Annotated in this window: 10 protein-coding genes; all 10 read right to left on the minus strand. The window is 42.6% G+C overall.

Annotated elements, in window-relative coordinates; translation table 11 throughout:
- Nucleotides 1-75: 75 nt before the first annotated feature.
- The 10 genes from BM176_RS18065 to BM176_RS18110 all read right to left on the minus strand — a co-directional run bounded on the left by BM176_RS18065 (nucleotide 76) and on the right by BM176_RS18110 (nucleotide 19,951).
- Nucleotides 76-1,089: a FecR family protein gene (locus BM176_RS18065; RefSeq protein ID WP_090105600.1), complete on the minus strand. Its 1,014-nt coding sequence runs from the start codon at nucleotides 1,087-1,089 to the stop codon at nucleotides 76-78.
- A 324-nt stretch (nucleotides 1,090-1,413) separates the two neighbouring features.
- Complete coding sequence (locus tag BM176_RS18070; protein WP_090105601.1) at nucleotides 1,414-2,007, minus strand: RNA polymerase sigma factor; 594 nt, start codon at nucleotides 2,005-2,007, stop codon at nucleotides 1,414-1,416.
- 275 nt (nucleotides 2,008-2,282) lie between these two features.
- A complete protein-coding gene (locus BM176_RS18075; RefSeq protein WP_143097849.1) occupies nucleotides 2,283-4,367 on the minus strand; it encodes a T9SS type A sorting domain-containing protein in 2,085 nt (694 codons plus the stop codon).
- Nucleotides 4,368-4,393: 26 nt separating this feature from the next.
- Nucleotides 4,394-5,563, minus strand: coding sequence for a carbohydrate-binding protein (locus BM176_RS18080; RefSeq protein ID WP_090105605.1), 1,170 nt, complete (start codon nucleotides 5,561-5,563; stop codon nucleotides 4,394-4,396).
- A 144-nt stretch (nucleotides 5,564-5,707) separates the two neighbouring features.
- The gene (locus BM176_RS18085) at nucleotides 5,708-7,324 is read right to left on the minus strand and encodes a glycosyl hydrolase family 18 protein (protein ID WP_090106124.1); all 1,617 of its coding nucleotides are present in this window, start codon (nucleotides 7,322-7,324) and stop codon (nucleotides 5,708-5,710) included.
- 349 nt (nucleotides 7,325-7,673) lie between these two features.
- Entirely contained in the window at nucleotides 7,674-9,857 is a 2,184-nt protein-coding gene (locus BM176_RS18090; protein WP_143097850.1) for a glycosyl hydrolase family 18 protein, read from the minus strand.
- 637 nt (nucleotides 9,858-10,494) lie between these two features.
- Nucleotides 10,495-14,589: a glycosyl hydrolase family 18 protein gene (locus BM176_RS18095; RefSeq protein ID WP_090105609.1), complete on the minus strand. Its 4,095-nt coding sequence runs from the start codon at nucleotides 14,587-14,589 to the stop codon at nucleotides 10,495-10,497.
- Nucleotides 14,590-14,927: 338 nt separating this feature from the next.
- Nucleotides 14,928-17,168, minus strand: a complete 2,241-nt coding sequence (locus BM176_RS18100; RefSeq protein ID WP_090105611.1) for an OmpA family protein — start codon at nucleotides 17,166-17,168, stop codon at nucleotides 14,928-14,930.
- 12 nt (nucleotides 17,169-17,180) lie between these two features.
- Nucleotides 17,181-18,176 carry a PorP/SprF family type IX secretion system membrane protein gene (locus tag BM176_RS18105; protein WP_177230446.1) on the minus strand — a complete coding sequence of 332 codons (996 nt, stop codon included), beginning with the start codon at nucleotides 18,174-18,176 and terminating at the stop codon, nucleotides 17,181-17,183.
- Between the two features lie 29 nt (nucleotides 18,177-18,205).
- Nucleotides 18,206-19,951 carry a T9SS type B sorting domain-containing protein gene (locus BM176_RS18110; RefSeq protein ID WP_177230447.1) on the minus strand — a complete coding sequence of 582 codons (1,746 nt, stop codon included), beginning with the start codon at nucleotides 19,949-19,951 and terminating at the stop codon, nucleotides 18,206-18,208.
- Nucleotides 19,952-20,236: the final 285 nt, after the last annotated feature.

A 20,236-nucleotide genomic window follows, 5' to 3' on the forward strand; every position in this document is an offset into this window, starting at 1 on the left:
TGGCGATTCAGTACATCTCATTAGGCGATCAATTTTGGCTAACTTTGTCCAGGTTTACTACTGGGTTTTCATACTTTATTGACAGTTCCCTCCACTTATTAAATATCCGGTTCCACTACTGTCTTTACTGATTTTGGCGTTCAATGAAACAGCTATCAGTGTAAGTGCTTTTTCCAGATCATCCATGGTATTAACATCTCCGTAAAAAGCACAATGTTGTAACCTTTCGTCTACTGTAACATTAATATTATAATACCTTTGCAGGTCGTTTACTACTTTTAAGAGGTCGGCTCCATCATATACAAACCGGCCCTGCTGTTTTTGCATGTAAAACTTTGCATCATCGGGTGCATCTGACATTTGTAACTGGTGTGTAACGCTATTATATACCACCCTTTTATTGGCTGTCAGGATCACCTCCTCTCCTTCTTTATTACCATTATCATTTGCCTGTACCTGTACCATTCCTGTTAATACTACTACCTTCGCTTCGCCTGCACCTCTTGCTTCCATATTGAAGGAAGTGCCCAATACAGTAGTATTAATCAATGAAGATGCTACGATGAAAGGATATACGGCATTATGCTGTACTTCAAAAAACGCCTCTCCTGTAAGCGCCACAGTACGTTCTTGTTTTCCGTAGTTACCTGAATACTTCAATGTTGATCCAGGCTCCAGGTATACCAGCGACCCATCTGGTAACTTTAATGTTTTTCGATGTTTTTCGGCTACAACCACCAACTGCCTCACGGGTTTCTTTATCACGCTTATATATCCTATTCCGGCTGCCAGTATGATGACTGCTGCGGCTGCAGCTGCTCTCCACGGGCGTAACCACTTGTTCGTTTTCACAACAGATAACCGGCGGCCGGCTATTCGATCATGAATACTTTTCAGTAGCCGCTCCGATACCTCTCTTTCCAAAAGCGGCTCCTCTGTAAACAGGTCTGCACTATAGGCATCTCCTGCTATTTCCCTTAATTCTGTAAGATCATTTTCATTCAAATATTGCAGCAGCCAATCTCTGTCCTCTTGATTCCAATTTCTATTATGCAACAGATGTTTGAGGTATTCCTTTCTGTTCTGCACTATTTTGATTGATTATTTAAACTAAATACGGGGGTATATTAAAAGAGGGTGGGTGTAATAAAAGAAAAATTGATATATTTTTAAATATAATATTAAATAAGGGTTAAAACTGGGGATTTAATACTAGTAACTCAATAAAGGAGGATAAATTGCCGGGAGGTAAAGTACAGGTAAAAGCAGTTCAGGGTACGTCTAGAGTCATCCTTCGTTCATCCTTCGTTTAAAAACGAAGGATGAACGAAGGATGACTCTAGACGTATTATAGATGAATTAGATGTTTGCTTGTGTCAATTTCCTTATCCTGAACATATTTCATCACAAGTCCTAATCGTGATAGTTCAGGAAGAGGAGAAATAATACTATATATTTATTCTGCTCTTTGTTTTTTTGAATATAGTCATTTAGTTTGACCATAGCTATGGAAAGGTGTTCCTTTACAGTATTACGGGATATTTTCAATTCTTCTGCTACCTCATCATAGGTTTTACCTTCCAGTTTACATAGGGTTACTATTTTCCGCTTTTTGGGAGAGAGTTGGGCAATGGCTTTTTCTAACAACTGGTATTGTTCTTCATAGAGATTTTTACGATCCAGTGAGTAGTTATCATCAACATCGAGATTCAGCAGTTCTTTGTGAATGGTTTGTTCACGCAGCCTTTTACGTACATAGTCTACAGAAAGGTTAAAACTGATTACAAAGAGCCAGCCGGCCACTGACTGGCTAGGGTTTATTTCCTTCCTTTTTTCCCACAGTTTTGCAAAAACCTCCTGCAGAATATCTTCTGTTACAATCTGTTCCTTTACAAACTTGAAAATATTCCGGTACACCGCCTGGTGGTATTTCCAATACAGTGTATCAAAAGCACTTACTTCGTCCTGTTGTAACCTAACTACTAACTCGGCATCTTGTGTATTCATATCACGACATTTATATAATTTGTATTTTTATAATACAAATTATATTGCAGTTTAATGGGTCTGGGTTTCCAAACAAAATCTCCATCTTTCCGACAGATAAAATAGTAACATTTCTTTTTATTGTGCACTATTTTATAATAAAAAATTAAATTAAAACTATTTGAAATGTATTTAATGCTGATATATTGCCGTTGGCAATAATGCCCCTAAAGCAAGAAGGTCATCCCAGGACTAAACCCGGGATGACCTCCACTTTGTAATTTGTAACTTAACAATTAGTATTTAACTATTTTCTTAGTTTCTGTGGTTGAGCCATTAAAGATCTTCATTAAATAAACACCCTTATCCAGGTTCGACAGGTTTACTTTATCACCGTTGCTGATACGTTTAGCAGGTAATACAGTTTTACCATCCAGGGAATATATGCTCACATACAGGTAACCTCCCTTCGCAGTGCTGGTACCTTTTACAAATACCTCGTTTACAAAAGGATTTGGTGCAACTGAAAGTACAGTTGATGATTTTTCCACTTCAGTTGTGCTTACACCAGTATTTAACTTCTCTACGGTGTTACCCGCATTTGAAGTACGGGCAGCAGAAGAAGCCGGAAGTATTTTTAATGAAGAAGTCCAATCGTTCAGGTTAATTGGCTCATTATTTACATATACTGTAACCAGGCAGGAGAAATCACCACCAAATGCGTATGCATCACCTGAGAAGTTGGCATCCTTATACATGTATACCTGATAACCACTTGCAACCTTAAGGGAAGAAATATCGTCATTTGAGATACCACGTGCAATCAGATCTGCATAATTGTAGTCACCTACAGGCAGGGTAACAGCATAGCCACCATAGTTACAATCTTTGTAAAAGGTAGCAACACCTGAAGATGAAGCTGCAATAGTACCGGTAATAGCATAGCTACCCAGTGATCCGTAGTTGGAATAACCATCAGTAGCCGGGCTACCGTAACCGGTGCCAGTGATAGCTACATAATAGGTACCTGCTGCCAGCGTAGCACTGAGAGAAGCTGGTAATCCGGAAGGATTAGCAGATGTTACTACTCCACCGCTGCTGTTATACAAGGTAGCCAGAATATCCAGGTTGGGCTGACGGGTAGATGTGGCAAAATTCAGAGAAACAGCACCACCACCGGTAGTAAACCTGAATACATCCACATCACCGGTACGTTCTATTACACCTGTGCTGCTTACAGCACCTGCAACACTTACATTTAATGTAGCAGCGGCAGCAATTGTGTTACCATAATCATCAGTTCTGTAACCAATTCCAAAATTAGAACCGGCAATCTTTGCCAGGTCATCTTCTGTGTTATTGGCACTTGCATATTCGCCTTTGCTCCAATGTACAACAGGTACATAGTAACCTGCACCCATGATAGGAGCCCAGAGACCATTACCCAAATAGTAACCTTCAGATGGGCTGATTCTGCCGTCGTGTCCAAGGCTGAAAGTATGGCCAATTTCATGAGAAGCAGCATCACCTGCACCTTTTACACCACCGTTAAATACCCAGCAAGGTGTTTCATTACCCCAGTTGAAAGAACCGATATAAGCAACGCCACCGGATCCGGGAGCTGCAGTGTTGGTTGGTGTGAAGATGCAACGCATTCTCCTGTTTGCAGGATAGGTGTTGTATACAGCTTCACTGGTAGTGATATTCAGAACAAAAGGACGGTAGTCTTCACTTACCAGTTCCCATACTTCCTGTTTCTGTGCATCAGTAAGGGTAGAAGCAGCAGCATTAATCGGTGTACCGTTATTCCAGTAAGCACTGGTTACATACTGACCATCAAAGTCAAGAAGTACCACGCCATTAGCACCCGGCAAACTCTGCAGGTCAGTAACTGCTGCTGCAGTAATAGCGGCAGATGAAGCTGTTCTGGCAGACTCCTGTGGTGGTGCTGGTGAATAATCTATACAAATGAGAGAATCAACAGGCACTTCTTTTACAAAGGCAGTACCATTCTCTGAGTAGTATTTATAAGCCTTCTTAGTTTTGCGCATGATGATATTACCATTCAGCACACCATTTTTCACTTCCAGAACGAAAGAAGATCCTGGTACATTATCAATTTCACCTGCTACCAATTCTTCGCCTTTACCATCCGTACGACGGCTATTTACTTTTCCGGTAAGAATAGTTCCTTCCGCGATCTTCAGGTCAGCTGCACTGGCCAGACGGGTATTAGCACCTGCTTTAGCCTGTGATCTGATATCCTGCAGTACACCTGCTGTAGAACCTAAACGATAAGGTTGCTTTTGCTGACCATTTGTGATAACGGCAGCCATCAGTAATAAGGTAGTACCTGAAATATATTTTAGCATTGTGTTCATAGGGTAAACTATTAAATGATTAATGGTTATAATTTAGTGATACGGAACCAGTTGAGGTTAAAACCACCTGCCTGGGCATAGATACCAAAGTTGTAGGTACCTGCATTGATGGTCACTGTATGAGAAACAGTGGTCCAGTTCTGCCAGCCACCGGTAGAAGGAATGTCCATATAACCCAGTAAAATTGAACCTGCATTTAAGTCGAGTGACAATCTGCCACCACCACTAAGACTGGCTACGCGATATTCTACTTTATAAGTTCCAGTGGTTGGGATTGTGATGGAATTATAAGCCATCCAGTCGCCTGTATCAATGTAACCAACATTCTGGCCACCATTGGTATCTGTAGTACCTTCCAACTGTACACCAGCGCTTGAGCTGTAAGTTTCAGCTTCTACAGTTTTAGTAAAACCAGGGTTAGTACCACCGCCACCTTGGTAAACACGTACATAGTCTACGTACATTTTAGCAGGGAAAGCATTCTGGTCAATGTTGAACCCAGGCCAGTTACCACCAATAGCGAAATTCAGCAGGATGAAGAAATCCTTCTGGAATTCTTCTGTGCTACCAACATTATTCAGGATGTTGATTTCATTGTACTGGTTACCATCTACAAACCATCTGATATAAGCAGATGTCCATTCAATGGAATAAGTGTGATACGCTGTAACTGATACAGGTGTTGCACTACCATAAGAAGCATGGCCATTATCTGTGCCAGTCCAATGTACCGTACCGTTTACATCTGCATTGTTGTTTACGTGTTCCATGATATCAATCTCTCCGCAGGATGGCCATCCAACAGAGCTGATATTACTTCCCAGCATCCAGAAAGCAGGCCAAGAACCTGAGAAAGCAGGGATGGCTATACGGGCTTCTATTTTGCCGTACGTCCATGATTTTCTGCCCTGTGTTTTCATTCTTGTAGAAGTGTAAGCCATACCGCCATAGTTTTCTTTTTTAGCGGTAATGACCAACTGGCCGTTTTCGACAGTAGCATTTTCCTGGCGGTAGTATTGCAGTTCATTGTTACCCCAGCCACCGGAACCGGTGCCGGTTTCAAAAACCCAGTCAGGGCCAATGCTGGAGTTGAATTCATCCTGCCAGACCAGCTGCCAGTTCTGAGCCGATGCAGCACTGCCTGTGAGGGCTAGCATAGCGGTTAACAATAGAGGCAATTTTAGTGTTTTCATCATAAGGATTGTATTTGAAATGGTTAAAAAAAATATGGTTTCAGGTTTGGGTTACATCTTATCATATAAATTTCACCTTACACATCTCCGGCAGCTGAAGCATCGGGAAACATATTTTTACCAGGGAGATGTAAGGTGAAATTCATGTTATTGTTTAATAAATTTCTGCGCGATCTTCTTCATTCCTTTTGTGTACACCAGCACATAAGCACCTGCTGGTAACGCTTCCACGCTGATCTTATTCGTACTGCCTTTTACATTTAATACCTGGTTGCCATTGAAGTCGTAAATGCTGATGAGTGCACCTTCAACGTCGTAATCGCCTTTGATATATAATGTAGAAGTAACCGGGTTAGGATAAACGAGCAAGTGAGGTGTAGCATCCTCTGGCTTGCTCATAAGTTCAGGCGTTGTTACACTACTATCTGCCATTCTCGCCGCAGATGCCACCTTTGTGATCCGGATCCAGTTCAGGTTGAAACCACCAGTCTGTCCATAAATACCAAGTGCATATGTACCTGCATTAACAGTTACAGTATGAGAAATTGTGGTCCATGTTTGCCAGCCAGCTGTAGAAGGAACATTCAGAGAACCAAGTACAATCGTACCAGCATTCAGGTCGAGGGACAATTTGCCACCGCCCCTTAAACTGGCTACACGATATTCTACTTTATAGCTACCGGTTGTTGGGAAATTCACATTACTGTATGCCATCCAGTCTCCGGTGTCTATACTTCCTACATTGGAACCACCATTTGCATCGGTAGTGGCTTCTGTCTTCACACCAGACATTGAGGTATAACTTTCTGCCTGGATCAGCTTAGAAGTACCACCTCCACCGCCGCCTTTGACAATTTTTTCTTCGTGGATAGCAGAAAGTAAAGAGTAGGGACTGCTGGAAGGAAGATCCTGTGACAGTTCCCATATCATGATACCACCTGCCTGATCGTATGCCAGATCCACTTTCTTTTTAATGGTAGTAATACCATTGTAACCATTACCATTAAACGTATCTGCATAAGGACTTGCGCCACTGTTTACCAATGTTGCATACGAGCTCCAGCTTGGGCGGCCATAGAAGGGAACACCTAATATTGCTTTGGCAGCAGGTAAGCCCCTACCCTTCCAGTAATTAACTGACTGAGATGCATACGTGTAAGTGGAATGGTCATAATTATTATAATCATAAGCCATCAGCGTAAGGAAATCTACCTGGGAAAACACGGAGCTGAGAATACTAGCTCCACCGGTACCAACTACGGCAGCAGTTAACAGTTTACCCTTCGCATGTAAGGCAGAAGATAACTGTGTCATCAATGTTACGTAGTTGTTGGCAGATGCACCTGCATCAGGATATTCCCAGTCGATATCAGCACCATCCAGACCATACTGGTTTACAAAGTTGACGATGTTAGTCGTGAATGCACTGCGGTAAGAACTGTTAGCTGCCAGTGATTCAAAAGCGCCATCATCACCATTATTCCAGCCACCTACAGATATCATCACCTTTACACCTTTTGCGTGAGCCAGCGAAACGAGGCTTTTCAGCTTAGCTGGATTTTCAATACTCTGCAAACCACCGCTAGCAGTTGGTAACAGGAACGCATAGTTGATATGAGTGAGTTTACTGTATTGTACCGTATTTACATCACCAGACCAGGAGGGCATATAGCCTACCACTTTGAACTGTGCGAATGATTGTGAGGATGCGATAAGAGATGCGCCGAACAACATGCATGCGCTTATCCATTTTTTTGTTGTCATTTCATGATTATTTTGAGGGATGTATAATGTTGCCTGTTGATCTTCTCCGGTAAAATAATGTTTCCAATGCTTCACCTGCCGGAAGAAGATGCTGCAGACAATTAGTTTTTCACAAATCTCTTTGTGATAAAAAGAACAGCTTTAAAAAGATTATTTTTCTTGTGTTCATAGTTTAACGTTTTTAAGTTTTAATAACGTGAAAAAAAGAGATGCCGGTTGACAGGGTTGATATTAAATATGGTATAATCAATACAAAAGCAGCGTGTATAGGTTACTCATAGCAGCATTTTAAATATAGTTATTTTGAGGGAAAAACCTGCCAGGTATTGCTACCCGGCAGGTATAAAAATTACATACGTACAATCTTCGCACTGCCCTTACGGGTGCCTCTTGCATTACTTGTTTTGATAATCCATGTACCCTGTGGTACGCGGCTGATATCAAGACTTATTAACTGCTGACCTTTTGAACCGGCAGTATATTCTTTGTGTAATACAGGACTTGTTCCGTTCACGCTCCAGATTTCAACATATACTTTTTCAGCAGCAGTTGCATTCACCTGTAATTGCAGGGTTGAACCTGTAACCGGGTTAGGATATACAACCAGTGTCTGTAACTCTGTAGATGGATTAACCAGGTTGTTAGCAGTAGTAGCTACCATCGCGCTGCTTGTGCAGGCGCCCAGTGGCTGCCACCACCAGTCAGCTGTACCTGGAGTAACATTGTACAATGAATTGGCAAGGCTCTGATAGAGGTAGCCATTGTACACTACTTTATCACCTATGTTGTAGATAGCCGGATATACTGCATAAGCAGGTACACCAGCACAGTTACCTGTACCACCTGTACCACTTGTTACAGTGATGCTTACTGTACCGCTGGTAGTAGTTGCACCGCCGTTATCTGTAGCCTTAGCTGTGAGGGAGTAAGTACCCGCAGCTACACTACCCCATGTATAAGAGTAAGGAGATGCAGTAGCTTCACCTAGTTTAGTGCTACCATTGTAGAATTCTACTTTAGCAATAGAACCATCAGCATCTGAAGCAGAAGCAGCGATAGTAACTGAAGCAGGTGCAGTGAATGTTGCACTTGCAGCAGGAGAAGTGATGCTTACTGCAGGAGATTGGTTATTGGGGTTAGTACCACCGCAATCTTTTACATATAACCATACCTGACCACTACCTGTGTGTGTATCTGGCTGCTCATTCTGCGTCCACCATTGTGCAGTGTAAACTTTACTGTTGTAAACAACCTGCATACCGCTGGTGTAAACATTGGCTGCAGCCCATGCAGCGATACCGTCGCAAGTACCACCACCGGTGCCATTCACTACGATAGCAATGATAGATGATGTGGTAGTAGCACCAGCATTATCAGTAGCCTTAGCAGTCAGGTTATAAGTACCTGCTGCTACATTTGTCCATGAATAAGAATAAGGACTTGCAGTAGCCTGACCAATTTTAGTTGACCCATAATAGAATTCAACTTTAGAAACAGATCCATCAGGATCTGAAGCAGAAGCAGTGATAGTAACAGAAGCGGGTGCATTAAATGAAGCATTTGCTGCAGGGGAGGTAATGTTCACTACAGGTGGTTTATTGCCTGTACCACCGCCTTTAACAACCACTTCGTCATGGATAGCAGACAGCAAAGAATACTGATTGTCTTTAGGAAGATCCTGTGACAGTTCCCAGATCATGATACCACCTGCCTGATCGTATGCCAGGTCAACTTTGCTTTTCATGGTAGTGATACCATTATAGCCTACACCGTTGTAAGTATCAGCATAAGGGCTTCCTCCATTGTTAACGATTGTTGCATAAGACTCCCAGCTTGGACGGCCATAAAAAGGAACACCTAATACTGTTTTAGAAGCAGGCAGACCTTTGTTTTTCCAGTAGCTGATAGACTGAGAAGCATATGTGTAAGTAGAGTGATCATAGTTGTTATAATCATATGCCATCAGGTTCAGGAAATCTACCTGAGAGAATACACTACTTGAAACACCATCACCACCGGTACCTACTACCGCTGCTGTTAACAGCTTGCCCTGTGCATGTAGAGCAGTAGCCAGCTGTGTCATCAATGCGGTGTAGTTGCTGGAGGAAGTACCTGCGTCAGGATATTCCCAGTCAATATCAGCACCATCCAGGTTGTACTGGCTTACAAAGTTCATGATATTGGTAGTGAAATTGGTACGATAAGTACTGTTACCCGCCAGTGATTCAAATCCGCTGTCATCACCATTATTCCAGCCACCTACAGAGATCAGCACCTTTACGCCATTTGCATGAGCAGAAGATACCAGGCTTTGTAATTTGGAAGGATTTTCAATGCTCTGCAAACCACCGCTAGCGGTAGGCAACAGGAACGCGTAATTGATGTGGGTCAGTTTACTGTATTGTACCTGATCCAGTGAACCTGACCAGGAAGGCACATAGCCGATTACCCTAAACTGGGCAAAAGAGGAAAGTGACGCGATAAGGAATGCACCGAACAGCATGCATGCTCTTATCCATTTTTTTGTTTGCATTTTTGTTTGTTTGAGGGATTTAAGATTTAAAGTTCTAATCATCAAGTAAAAATTATTATTTAATAAATGATTTCACATTATGCTTTTCGCCCTCTACATTCCGGCCAGTAGACCCTGCATGTAAAGCAGATACGCTAATACGGGATGGATTCGTATAAGTTGAGTATACTTTTTTCCCTCTGGCATCTTAGCGTACCTGTGTGATCCAACAGGAATGGCGATTTGTGCGGTTACACGCGATACGGTTGCAGATAACAATAGCATGCATAAGTAATTAAAGGCTCTCATTGATCTTGGGCTTGAAGGCGTAAAAGATCTGCTCTGCATATCAAACATTAAACACGGCAGCGTTCTCTTTTTTATATTCCGTTTGGATGCGTACATCCGAACGGAATATTGCTTTTAGCATAAGAGAATTATACCCGGAAATGTTGGATTTAGCATGGCAGTCTTATACCCTGCAATAGCTGGATGAGATACCTTTTGAGAGAGAAAGAGAGTTTGAGTAAAGTTTTTTTGCATAAAGAGTGGTTAATAGACTGGAAAATTATAAAAGATCAAATGCGAACTACGTATTGAAGCGTTTTTACCTGCTCTAATCCGTAGTCCGCAATTGATTGTGTTTATTGCTTACGTTTTACATGCGAATCATCTTAGCACTACCTTTACGGGTGCCTCTTGCATTGCTTGTTTTGATAATCCATGTACCCTGTGGTACGCGGCTGATATCAAGACTGATCACCTGCTGACCTTTTGCACCAGCAACATATTCCTTGTGTAATACAGGACTGTTACCGTTTACGCTCCAGATTTCAACATAGATCTTTTCAGCAGCAGTTGCATTCACCTGTAATTGCAGGGTTGAACCTGTAACCGGGTTAGGATATACAACCAGTGTCTGTAACTCTGTAGATGGATTAACCAGGTTGTTAGCAGTAGTTGCTACCATCGCGCTGCTTGTGCAGGCGCCCAGTGGCTGCCACCACCAGTCAGCTGTACCTGGAGTAACATTGTACAACGAATTGGCAAGGCTCTGATAGAGATAGCCATTGTACACTACTTTATCACCTATGTTGTAGATAGCCGGATATACTGCGTAAGCAGGTACACCAGCACAGTTACCGGTACCACCTGTATTACTTGTTACAGTGATACTTACTGCACTGCTGGTAGTAGTTGCACCGTTGTTATCTGTAGCCTTAGCTGTCAGGGAGTAAGTACCCGCAGCTACACTACCCCATGTATAAGAGTAAGGAGATGCAGTAGCTTCACCAATTTTAGCGCTGGCGCTATAGAATTCAACTTTAGCAATAGAACCGTCAGCATCTGAAGCAGAAGCTGTGATGGTTACTGAAGCAGGAGCAGTGAATGTTGCACTTGCAGCAGGAGAAGTGATGCTTACTGCAGGAGATTGGTTATTGGGGTTAGTACCACCACAATCTTTTACATATAACCATACCTGACCACTACCTGTGTGTGTATCTGGCTGCTCATTCTGCGTCCACCATTGTGCAGTGTAAACTTTACTGTTGTAAACAACCTGCATACCGCTGGTGTAAACATTGGCAGCAGTCCAGGCGGCGATACCGTCGCAAGTACCACCACCTGTGCCGTTCACTGTGATAGCAACAGTTGCTGATGTTGTAACAGCGCCTGCGTTATCAGTAGCTTTGGCTGTAAGACTATAGCTGCCTGCTGCTACATTAGTCCATGAATAGGTATAGGGACTAGTAGAAGACTCACCGAGTTTAGTTGACCCGTTGTAGAATTCAACTTTAGAGACAGACCCATCTGCGTCTGAAGCAGAAGCAGTGATTGTAATTGAAGCTGGTGCATTAAATGAAGCACTTGCAGCGGGAGAAGTAATACTTACTACAGGTGACTGATTACCTGGGTTAGTAGTATTAGTGAAAAAGGGAGCATAGTTGGTTGCAAATTCTTTATTATTAACAGCGTCCCAGTTAACGGACCATGTCATAATACCACGCATTGCAGGGTAACCACCAGCTTTACGCAGGGTATAAGATCCACCGTAAGAAGTACCTTTCAGCAGGTAATTCAGGGCTTTCTTCACTTCTGCTACAGCAGTATATCCGCTACCAGCAGCTGCAGGAGCAGCAGGTAAACCGAATGCTACCTGATCTTCACGCAATGCAGGGAAAGTTTGAGAGGTACCTGATACAGGGAAACCCTGTAACAGCATATCAGTCATAGCAACGATAAAGTCTGCAGTAGCAGAACTGTAAGTTTTATTATCCAGTCCGTTTACAGAACCAGTATTGTACAGTTGTGGCTGAATCCATGACAGTTCATTACGCAGACCGTAGATAATAGGCAGGTAAGCACCTACCAACGGAGAGTAAGTAGCACCGTAGGCTGTCTGAACGTAGTACGTTTCAGGAGCCATTGTGAGAAGGGCGTTTTTACCCTGTGCTTTACGGTAAGCAATTACATCTTTTACCGCAGCGATCAGGTTCACAACTTTAGGTGTAGTTGGCGACATGAAGTTATTATCACCATTGTTCAGTACTAAAGAAGTACCCCCTTCGATATCAAGATCAAAACCATCGAAGTTGTAAGCATCCATTACAGATTTCATACTGGAAATGAATGCCTGTTTCTTGGTATCGGTATCTAATACTACGATACCGGTTTCTCCACCAATAGATAATAATACTTTTCTACCCTGTGACTGTAATGTTGCGATATCAGCTTTGAAATCGGCAACAGTAGCACCATCCGGAGTGAAAGATACAGTAGCATAGTCGCTGGCTGTTATACCAAAAGCAACTTCGATCACATTGTATCTTGAGTCCACATCTTTTAAGCGGATATATGGAGCAGAAGCCAGATTCCAGTTCTGCCAGTAACCAACAACTACACCACTGGTTGGATTATTAGTAGTGGTACTAACAGTTACTGAAACTGAAGAAGAAGTAGTAGTAGCTCCTAAGTTATCAGTAGCAATAGCTTTCAGTGCATAAGTACCCACAGCAACATTACTCCAGGTATAGCTATAAGGAGAAGTAGTTGACTCTCCCAATTTAGTGGTTCCGTTATAGAATTCCACTTTAGCAACAGAACCATCGCTGTCTGTAGCAGTTGCTTTGATAGTGATGCTTCCGGGAGCAGTATAAGATGTACCTGCGGTAGGAGCCGTAAGATTAACTACAGGCGCTACGTTGGTGGGAGTAGTACCATCAGCAAATACAGCATTCAGCTTATTTACCAGTGGAGAAGTGGTAGATGGGCAATAGATCAGTTTACCTCTAGCAACCTGGTTGCTGGTCATATTCAACATATCACCGTATACCTGCCAAACGATCACACCAGCTAAAGAGTTGTCTTTAATGTACTTGGCTTTCTCACCTATAGAACGTTCGTTGTCATAGCTGAGGAAATACTTGCCATTAGTTTTGTAAGGCACTTTCGCTACATCATCCCAGTATTCAGTCCAACCGGAAGCTGTAGTTTTCAGGATGGCGCTGTAGTTAGGCGTACCATCCCACAGATCCAGAGCCCAGTTTGTGAAGTCGGCACATGTAGATACCGGACCATCAGGCTGTAATGTTACGGAAGTTTTTACAGTTGCTGCATTTAAGGCAGCTGTACCACTGGTAACCACACCACGGCCATAGAAAGGTGCACCGATGTTTACCTTTGCCATGTTCACGTTCAATGTTTTCAGACCTTTCACAGTAGCATCGATAGAGAAACCTGTGTATTCAGCACCCGGATAATCGTAAAGGGGAGCATTATGACCTGCTTTATTTGACCAACCACCGTTATAATCGTAGGTCATCATGTTAAAGTAGTTCATTGAATTGTTCAGGCGTGCCCAGTCGAATCCAGACAGCTTGGAAGGAACGGCAGAAAACGCAGCTGTGATCAGTTTGTCTGAACCGATTGCAGCTCTTACAGCTTCTACCATAATAGCAAAGTTGGTATAATCAGCAGCGCTGTAATGTTCGATGTTCATACCAGCATTACCTGGATATTCCCAGTCGAAGTCAATACCATCAAAACCCATGCTGATCAGTTTTTTACAACCAGCTACGAAAGTTGCACGTTTAGTAGCATCAGCAGCCATTTCCGGATAGTGTTTACACATGCTCCAGCCGCCGATGGAAGCCATTACTTTTACACCTTTCTGGTGGGCCAGGTCAATTACACCCGGAGCACCGCCCTGTTTAGGCACTGATAACGGGAAAACGCCGGTAGCACCAGTATTTACGTTGCTCCAGCCGCTTCCTGCATTACGGTATCCCAGAGAGTAGGCATAACTACCATCTGAGATATAATACAGAGGAGCATCCAGTTCTCCGTACAACAGGTACATATCCCAGCTGCTGTAAATGTCTTCATTTACAAGGGCAGCGGGTTCCTGTACTGCACCTACCATGTAGATGCTCTTATTACGGTAATCACCACTGTGCAGTGATCCGTCTTTAGCTACGCCAAAGAAAGAGAAGTTCAGGATTGTGTACTGGGAGTAGTCTACGTTTAACTGGTTGTACCCACCTTTAGGTACGATGCCGTCAACGTTTTTCCAGGCATCCCATTGGGTGATGTAGCCGATCACCTGTTTCTTGTGGTTTTTGGTAGTAGCCGGAACTGTCGGGTTTACCTGGGCCAGCAATGACCCATAACCACATAATAGCAAAATGAGGGAAAAGAACCGCCTTGCATAGGTGCACGACAGGACATTACGAATGGTAACATTTACATTCATTATCACTGGTTTTGTTTAGACGATATGGACCTACATTGCTCTCTAACGGTTATCACTGCAAATAAAGGATCAGCCGGGTTCTAAAGGCTTTTCAGACTGATCGCCACATAGGTTGTGTGCAGAGGATAAGACCGGGTTTCATAGAATAATGACGTTTATTAAACGTATATGGTTAAGAATATGTCATGTCTTTTAAACACTCTATCAAGCTCTCACGATAAAGATGTCGTGTGTAATATGGTATGGTACTATCTAAAAAGTATTTTTTTTCCCCACTAAACAGGAAGCCCTCCCGGAAATACCGGGAGGGCTTCTTTATAAAACTATTGACTTTATTATTAATGTATGATACTCAACATTGTACGTCTGCTGGCCTGATATTGACGTTCTGTACATGGTACTCCTTTACCGCAAGGATCTTCAGGATCTTTACCGATATTTTGATAGTACAGTTTGTTGGAAGGGATTCCTTTTTTAATCAGGTAGTCAATTACAGCATAACAACGTAATGCGGAGAGATCTTTATTATAAGCATCTGAACCGCGGGCATCCGTATAAGAACGAACCATTAGTTTCCAGTCAGGATACTGACCCAGAACCACGGCTACTCTATCCAGCATTTCTCTTGAAGCAGTAGTAAGTGTAGCACTGTTAAAGTCATAGTAGAACTTCAGATGCTCCATCTTATCCAGAATAGCATTATCCATATCAGATAAAGGCTGTGACTCTGCCTTTGGCGCAGCAACTGGTTTGGCTACCGGAGTTTTTGCTGCCACAGCAGGAACAGTAACAGAATCGATAAGCGGTTCTGGTTTACCAGTCTGATGTCTGCCTGTTAACACTGGTGGTGTACCCGTAGATACTATAACTGGAGCTGTGATAGGAGCTGATACCGGTGATTTATATGGAGAGGTTACTACCGGGTCTGCTTCTGGTTCAGCAGCTGTAGTAGCCCCTGTAAGAACAGATGCTTTTTTCTTTTTTGATTTAGCTACAGGCTCTGAAACCGGAGCAGCCACTAATGGTGCAGCAACCGGAACAACTGGCGCAGCTACAGGTATCACAACCGGAGGTTTGTTGCTGGCTACGATAACAGATTCTTTTACAGGCTTTTCCGGTATTGGTCTGTCAGGAATGATCTCTGCAGGTTTAGCAGGTTCTTTGCTCGCTAAGATTTCCTTGTCTGGCACCGGTGAAGGATCTGTATAAGGTTGTATACCACCAGCACCGTTAAATCTTTCTGCGAAATGTGTATCCATGAAACGGTAGACATCATCACTACCACCACCACCGGGGCGGTTAGATGCGAAATATCCTTCGTACATATTTGCTTTCATGATGAAGCCCAGGTCATCTCCACCGGAGTTAAACGGTGCGCGGAGATTTTGCAGGATGGTCCAGTCTGTCTTTTCACCAGTAGCGCGGAAGAGATCAAATCCTCCCATACCAGGATGACCTTTACTTGAGAAATACAGAACTCCATTTTCGTTGTAGGTAGGGAATGCTTCGTCAAAAGGTGTATTGATAAAGGGACCACAGTTTTTGGGTTTACCCCATCTTCCATTCTTTGATTTCTCACTATACCAAATATCCATTTTACCTTGTCCGCCATTTCTGTTGGACGCGAAATACATGGTTTGTCCGTCACGGCTGAGTGCAACCTGTCCGGTAGAACTACCTGAATTATTGATTTCTTTCAGTGGTTCCAGCGGGCGCCATTCATCACCGGTTTTTACAGACCAGAAGATCATCATTATACGCTCACCATTTACAGGACCACGTTTTCTGCGGTTAGCGATATCTTTCTGCCATGAATTAAGTGTAACATATAAGGTGTCTTCTCTGGGATTGAAGCAGATGGGACCAACGTGATATGGTACTTTACCTAACACTTCGGGTAATATTTCTTCTACATAAGTATTAGCTACACCCTGTGCGTATTGTTTAAACAAATATGCTTTGAAGTATGGTTGATTGGTACGTGCATCGATTGCCGGGTTACGTTCCGGAGTGGAGTTCATGGACATTTTGCGATATCCGTTAGATACGAGCAGAAGGCCTTGTCTTGTTACACCACTCACCCAGTCTGCACCGGAGGAACTTAGTTCCTTGATATTCTCCATAGCCATATCAATCCTTTCAGATTTCCATGCTATAGCACTATCACAACCTGCCAGCATAATATTTTTAAGGCGCATGCTATCAGCCTTACCACTTTTAAATTTGTTGATTTGTTCTTTTGCTTCAACATATTTACCAGTGCTCTTCAGAACTTCACCATATAACAGGTGTACTGAGGAAGGGCAATCTGGTCTTGCCTGCAGACGTTGATACCAGTTTCCTGCATCATCATATTGTCCGATCTTGCTATAACATGCTGCCACTTTCATGAGTATCTCAGCAGCATGTTTACCTTTAGCCTTTTGCGCCACTTTGGTATACAAGGCTCCGGCAGCAGCATATTCCTGTCTTTCAAAAGCCTCATCAGCCATCACCCGAACACTTTTCTGCTCCTGGCCAAACAGCAACACCGGAAACAACATCGTGGTGCATAATATTATCGCGTAACAACGTAGCATACTCTTTTAAAATTAAAAATATCTGGGATTGGAAGTAGTATATTGCTTGGAATTGAATAGGATACCTATTGATATTTCATGAGCGCCCCCTGGTATTTTACTCATGTTTATATCATATGAATAGCCCACACGATATTTAGGAGTAATATAATATTCTAATATCGCGCTTGCAGCATTTGCTTTGTCCAGTGTAGTTGGTAACGCTTTACTTTTAAATAATGGCACACTTGTTCTGTATGATCCCCCTACCCAGAGTAACTGGTCGATGTGAAGCATCATGGTAAGGTCTACACCTGTAGGTCCGTTAAAATCACTTTTCAGCAAAAAGGAAGGCTTGATGGAAACATCGTCAGATATCTTGAACATGTATCCGGCAGTAACATACAGATGTTGTTTTCTACGGATGCTTTCGTAAGTATATCCTCTCCATTTATAACCTGTGCTGCTATATTTGGAAAAAAGATCTAATACAGAGAGTCCAAAATAAAATTTAGGTGTGTAATAGTAGATCCCGAACCGGGCATCTGGAGTGGTTGCTTTTGCAGTACCATCCGGAATGATACGGTCTCCCTGATCAAGATATTCCAGTTGATTACCATCCAGACCGTATTGAGTAGCTCCGATTCCGATACCCAGACATAAGCGGCGGGTATCTTCTGCATCCAGTCTTATACGATAGGAATAAGATCCGTAGATTGATATTGCCTTTTGCGGTCCGAGATTGTCCATCATAGCCTGTATACCAAGACCCACATTGGTTTCCTTGTTAGGTCTTCTTACCGGACCATCGAGAGATACACCACCTGTGGTAGGTGCTCCCGGGAAGCCGCTCCATTGCTGACGATACATGGCACTCAGGTTCATTACATCTTTGTAACCTGCATATGCGGGATTTACGCTAATCCCATTGAAAATATACTGACTGAACTGTACGCTTTGTTGTGCGTGGGCGCCTGCTACAAGGCAGAATAATAATGCTACAGTAAGCCATTTCTTTTTTGTGTACATAGTTGCACTTTTAGGATCACAGTTCATCATTATCTTATTATCATTACCCATCCTTTATATAACTTTATCTTTCCTGCTGCGTCTTTCAGTTCGAAACGGTAATAGTAGGTTCCTTCACTCAAACCGGCTGCAGACCAATTGTTTTGATAATTCTTGTTCTGATACACTTCATTACCCCATCTGTTGTAGATGTATAATGCACTACCCGGATAATTCTCTATAAGTCTTACAACGAAGGCATCATTCTTACCATCTCCATTGGGAGTTACTACATTACTGATGAAGAGGTCTGCTCTTGTACCAGCTATAGGTATGCTAGTTTCATATTTACTAGCATCGCAACCGGCTACAGTAGGGTCACAACCCAAAGTGTGAATAATAGTATCCCCGTTAGAGACATTCGCAGTGCCTTTAATATTTTTGAATCCTTCCAGGTGTTCATTGACAGTTACAGTATAATGTACAGTAGCTGTAGCTGTAGCTGCAATATTATTGATCTCCCAGTGTATTGAGCTTGGAAACGGAGTCCATTGTCCCCCTTCTCCTACTCCTAAACTTTTAAATGTTGTACCATCGGGAATCGCGTCATCGATAGTAATTTTTGTAATACCAACGTTACCTGTATTACGAACAAATATTGTGTAAAAGAGATCCTCGCCAGGGCCTACTGTTGTTGCATTGTTATCAGTCGCATTCATCACCACTTTCCAGGTTTCAAAGGATTTTACTGCTTTAATTGGAATGCTGGTAGAAGGTCCGGTTGTTGGTGTGGTATTAGGATTCTTACCTGTAGCATCTGCGGGGAATGTAGGAATGGAATCCTTACCATTCATATTATTCACATAAGCCGTATTCTCAATTGTATTTGCACCTGTAAGATCAGCCGCAACCCTTACATTAAATTTTACACTATCTTCCTGACCGACAGTCAGTGATGGTATTATCCATGACATCATGCCATTAACATCAGGTTTTACGTTATTCGGCTCAGACTCCCAGTTTGTATAAGAAGGTATATAGTCAGTAACTCTTATGTTTGTCAAGGGTAGAGTACCATTATTTCTTACGTGAATGACATAAGTAATAATGTCGGAAGACTGGATATAACCGTTGCTACCACTTGGTTTATATCGTTGCTCTTTCCAGGACACGGAGTTCAGTCCATTATCTACAGGGACATTTGTAGCATACACGCTTGGGTCTGCTGGTGCGGTACTGCTGGAGGCAGTAGGCTGCCAGATACCATCTCCAATATCAACATAACCAGTATGCCTGATGTAGCCCACGGTTGGAGGCACTGGTCCATTAACCTGTACAAGGAATGAGAATGTGGTAGTGACACCAGCTGCCAATGGAGCAGAATTCGTAAATGTTATTATTTTATTAGTAATATCATATGAACCACCAGATGTCCACGTGGTGTTGGCCGGAAGACTGTCCTTGACAGTTATCGTAGTGAGAGGTGCGGCATCGTCATTGCGCACATGTATTGTGTACCTGATCAAATCGCCGGCAGCCGAAGCACCATTAGCACCAGAAGGAGTTATCTGCAAAGCGTCTATCCATTGTGTGGAAGTAAAAGCTCTGGACTTCACTATGTGTGCTGGTGAAATACCATCACGGGTACTTTTGGCGGAACCTGCTGCAGCTGGCTGCCAGGAAAAACCTGTCAGAAGCAGCAATATCAACATTTTAGTGCCATGTACCAGAGCCACCCGCCGCTGCTTAAAATCTAGCAGGGTTAAACGGATGGAATTGTAACTAATTGTGCGCATAGGCATAGGATTACTGTAACGGAGGTAAGTTTGAATGCTTTCTACCAAAATATATTGCCCCTTATTTATCTTAAATAATATACCGGAATTACCAACTGGTAATTATATATATATTGCCGGAATTCCCGGTGTCGATAATCTGGTATACGCAGTAACGCCAATATAGCGGTCCACATATCCTGTAAGGCAGCATTATTCATTGGTTAAGAGATTTGATTTATAAATACCCGATTTTCAAGTATATAGTAAATTCGAATATAAAAATATCCATATTTATTGATAAAA

Origin of the sequence: Chitinophaga sp. CF118, from assembly GCF_900112615.1 — a bacterium.
Classification (GTDB): Bacteria; Bacteroidota; Bacteroidia; order Chitinophagales; family Chitinophagaceae; genus Chitinophaga.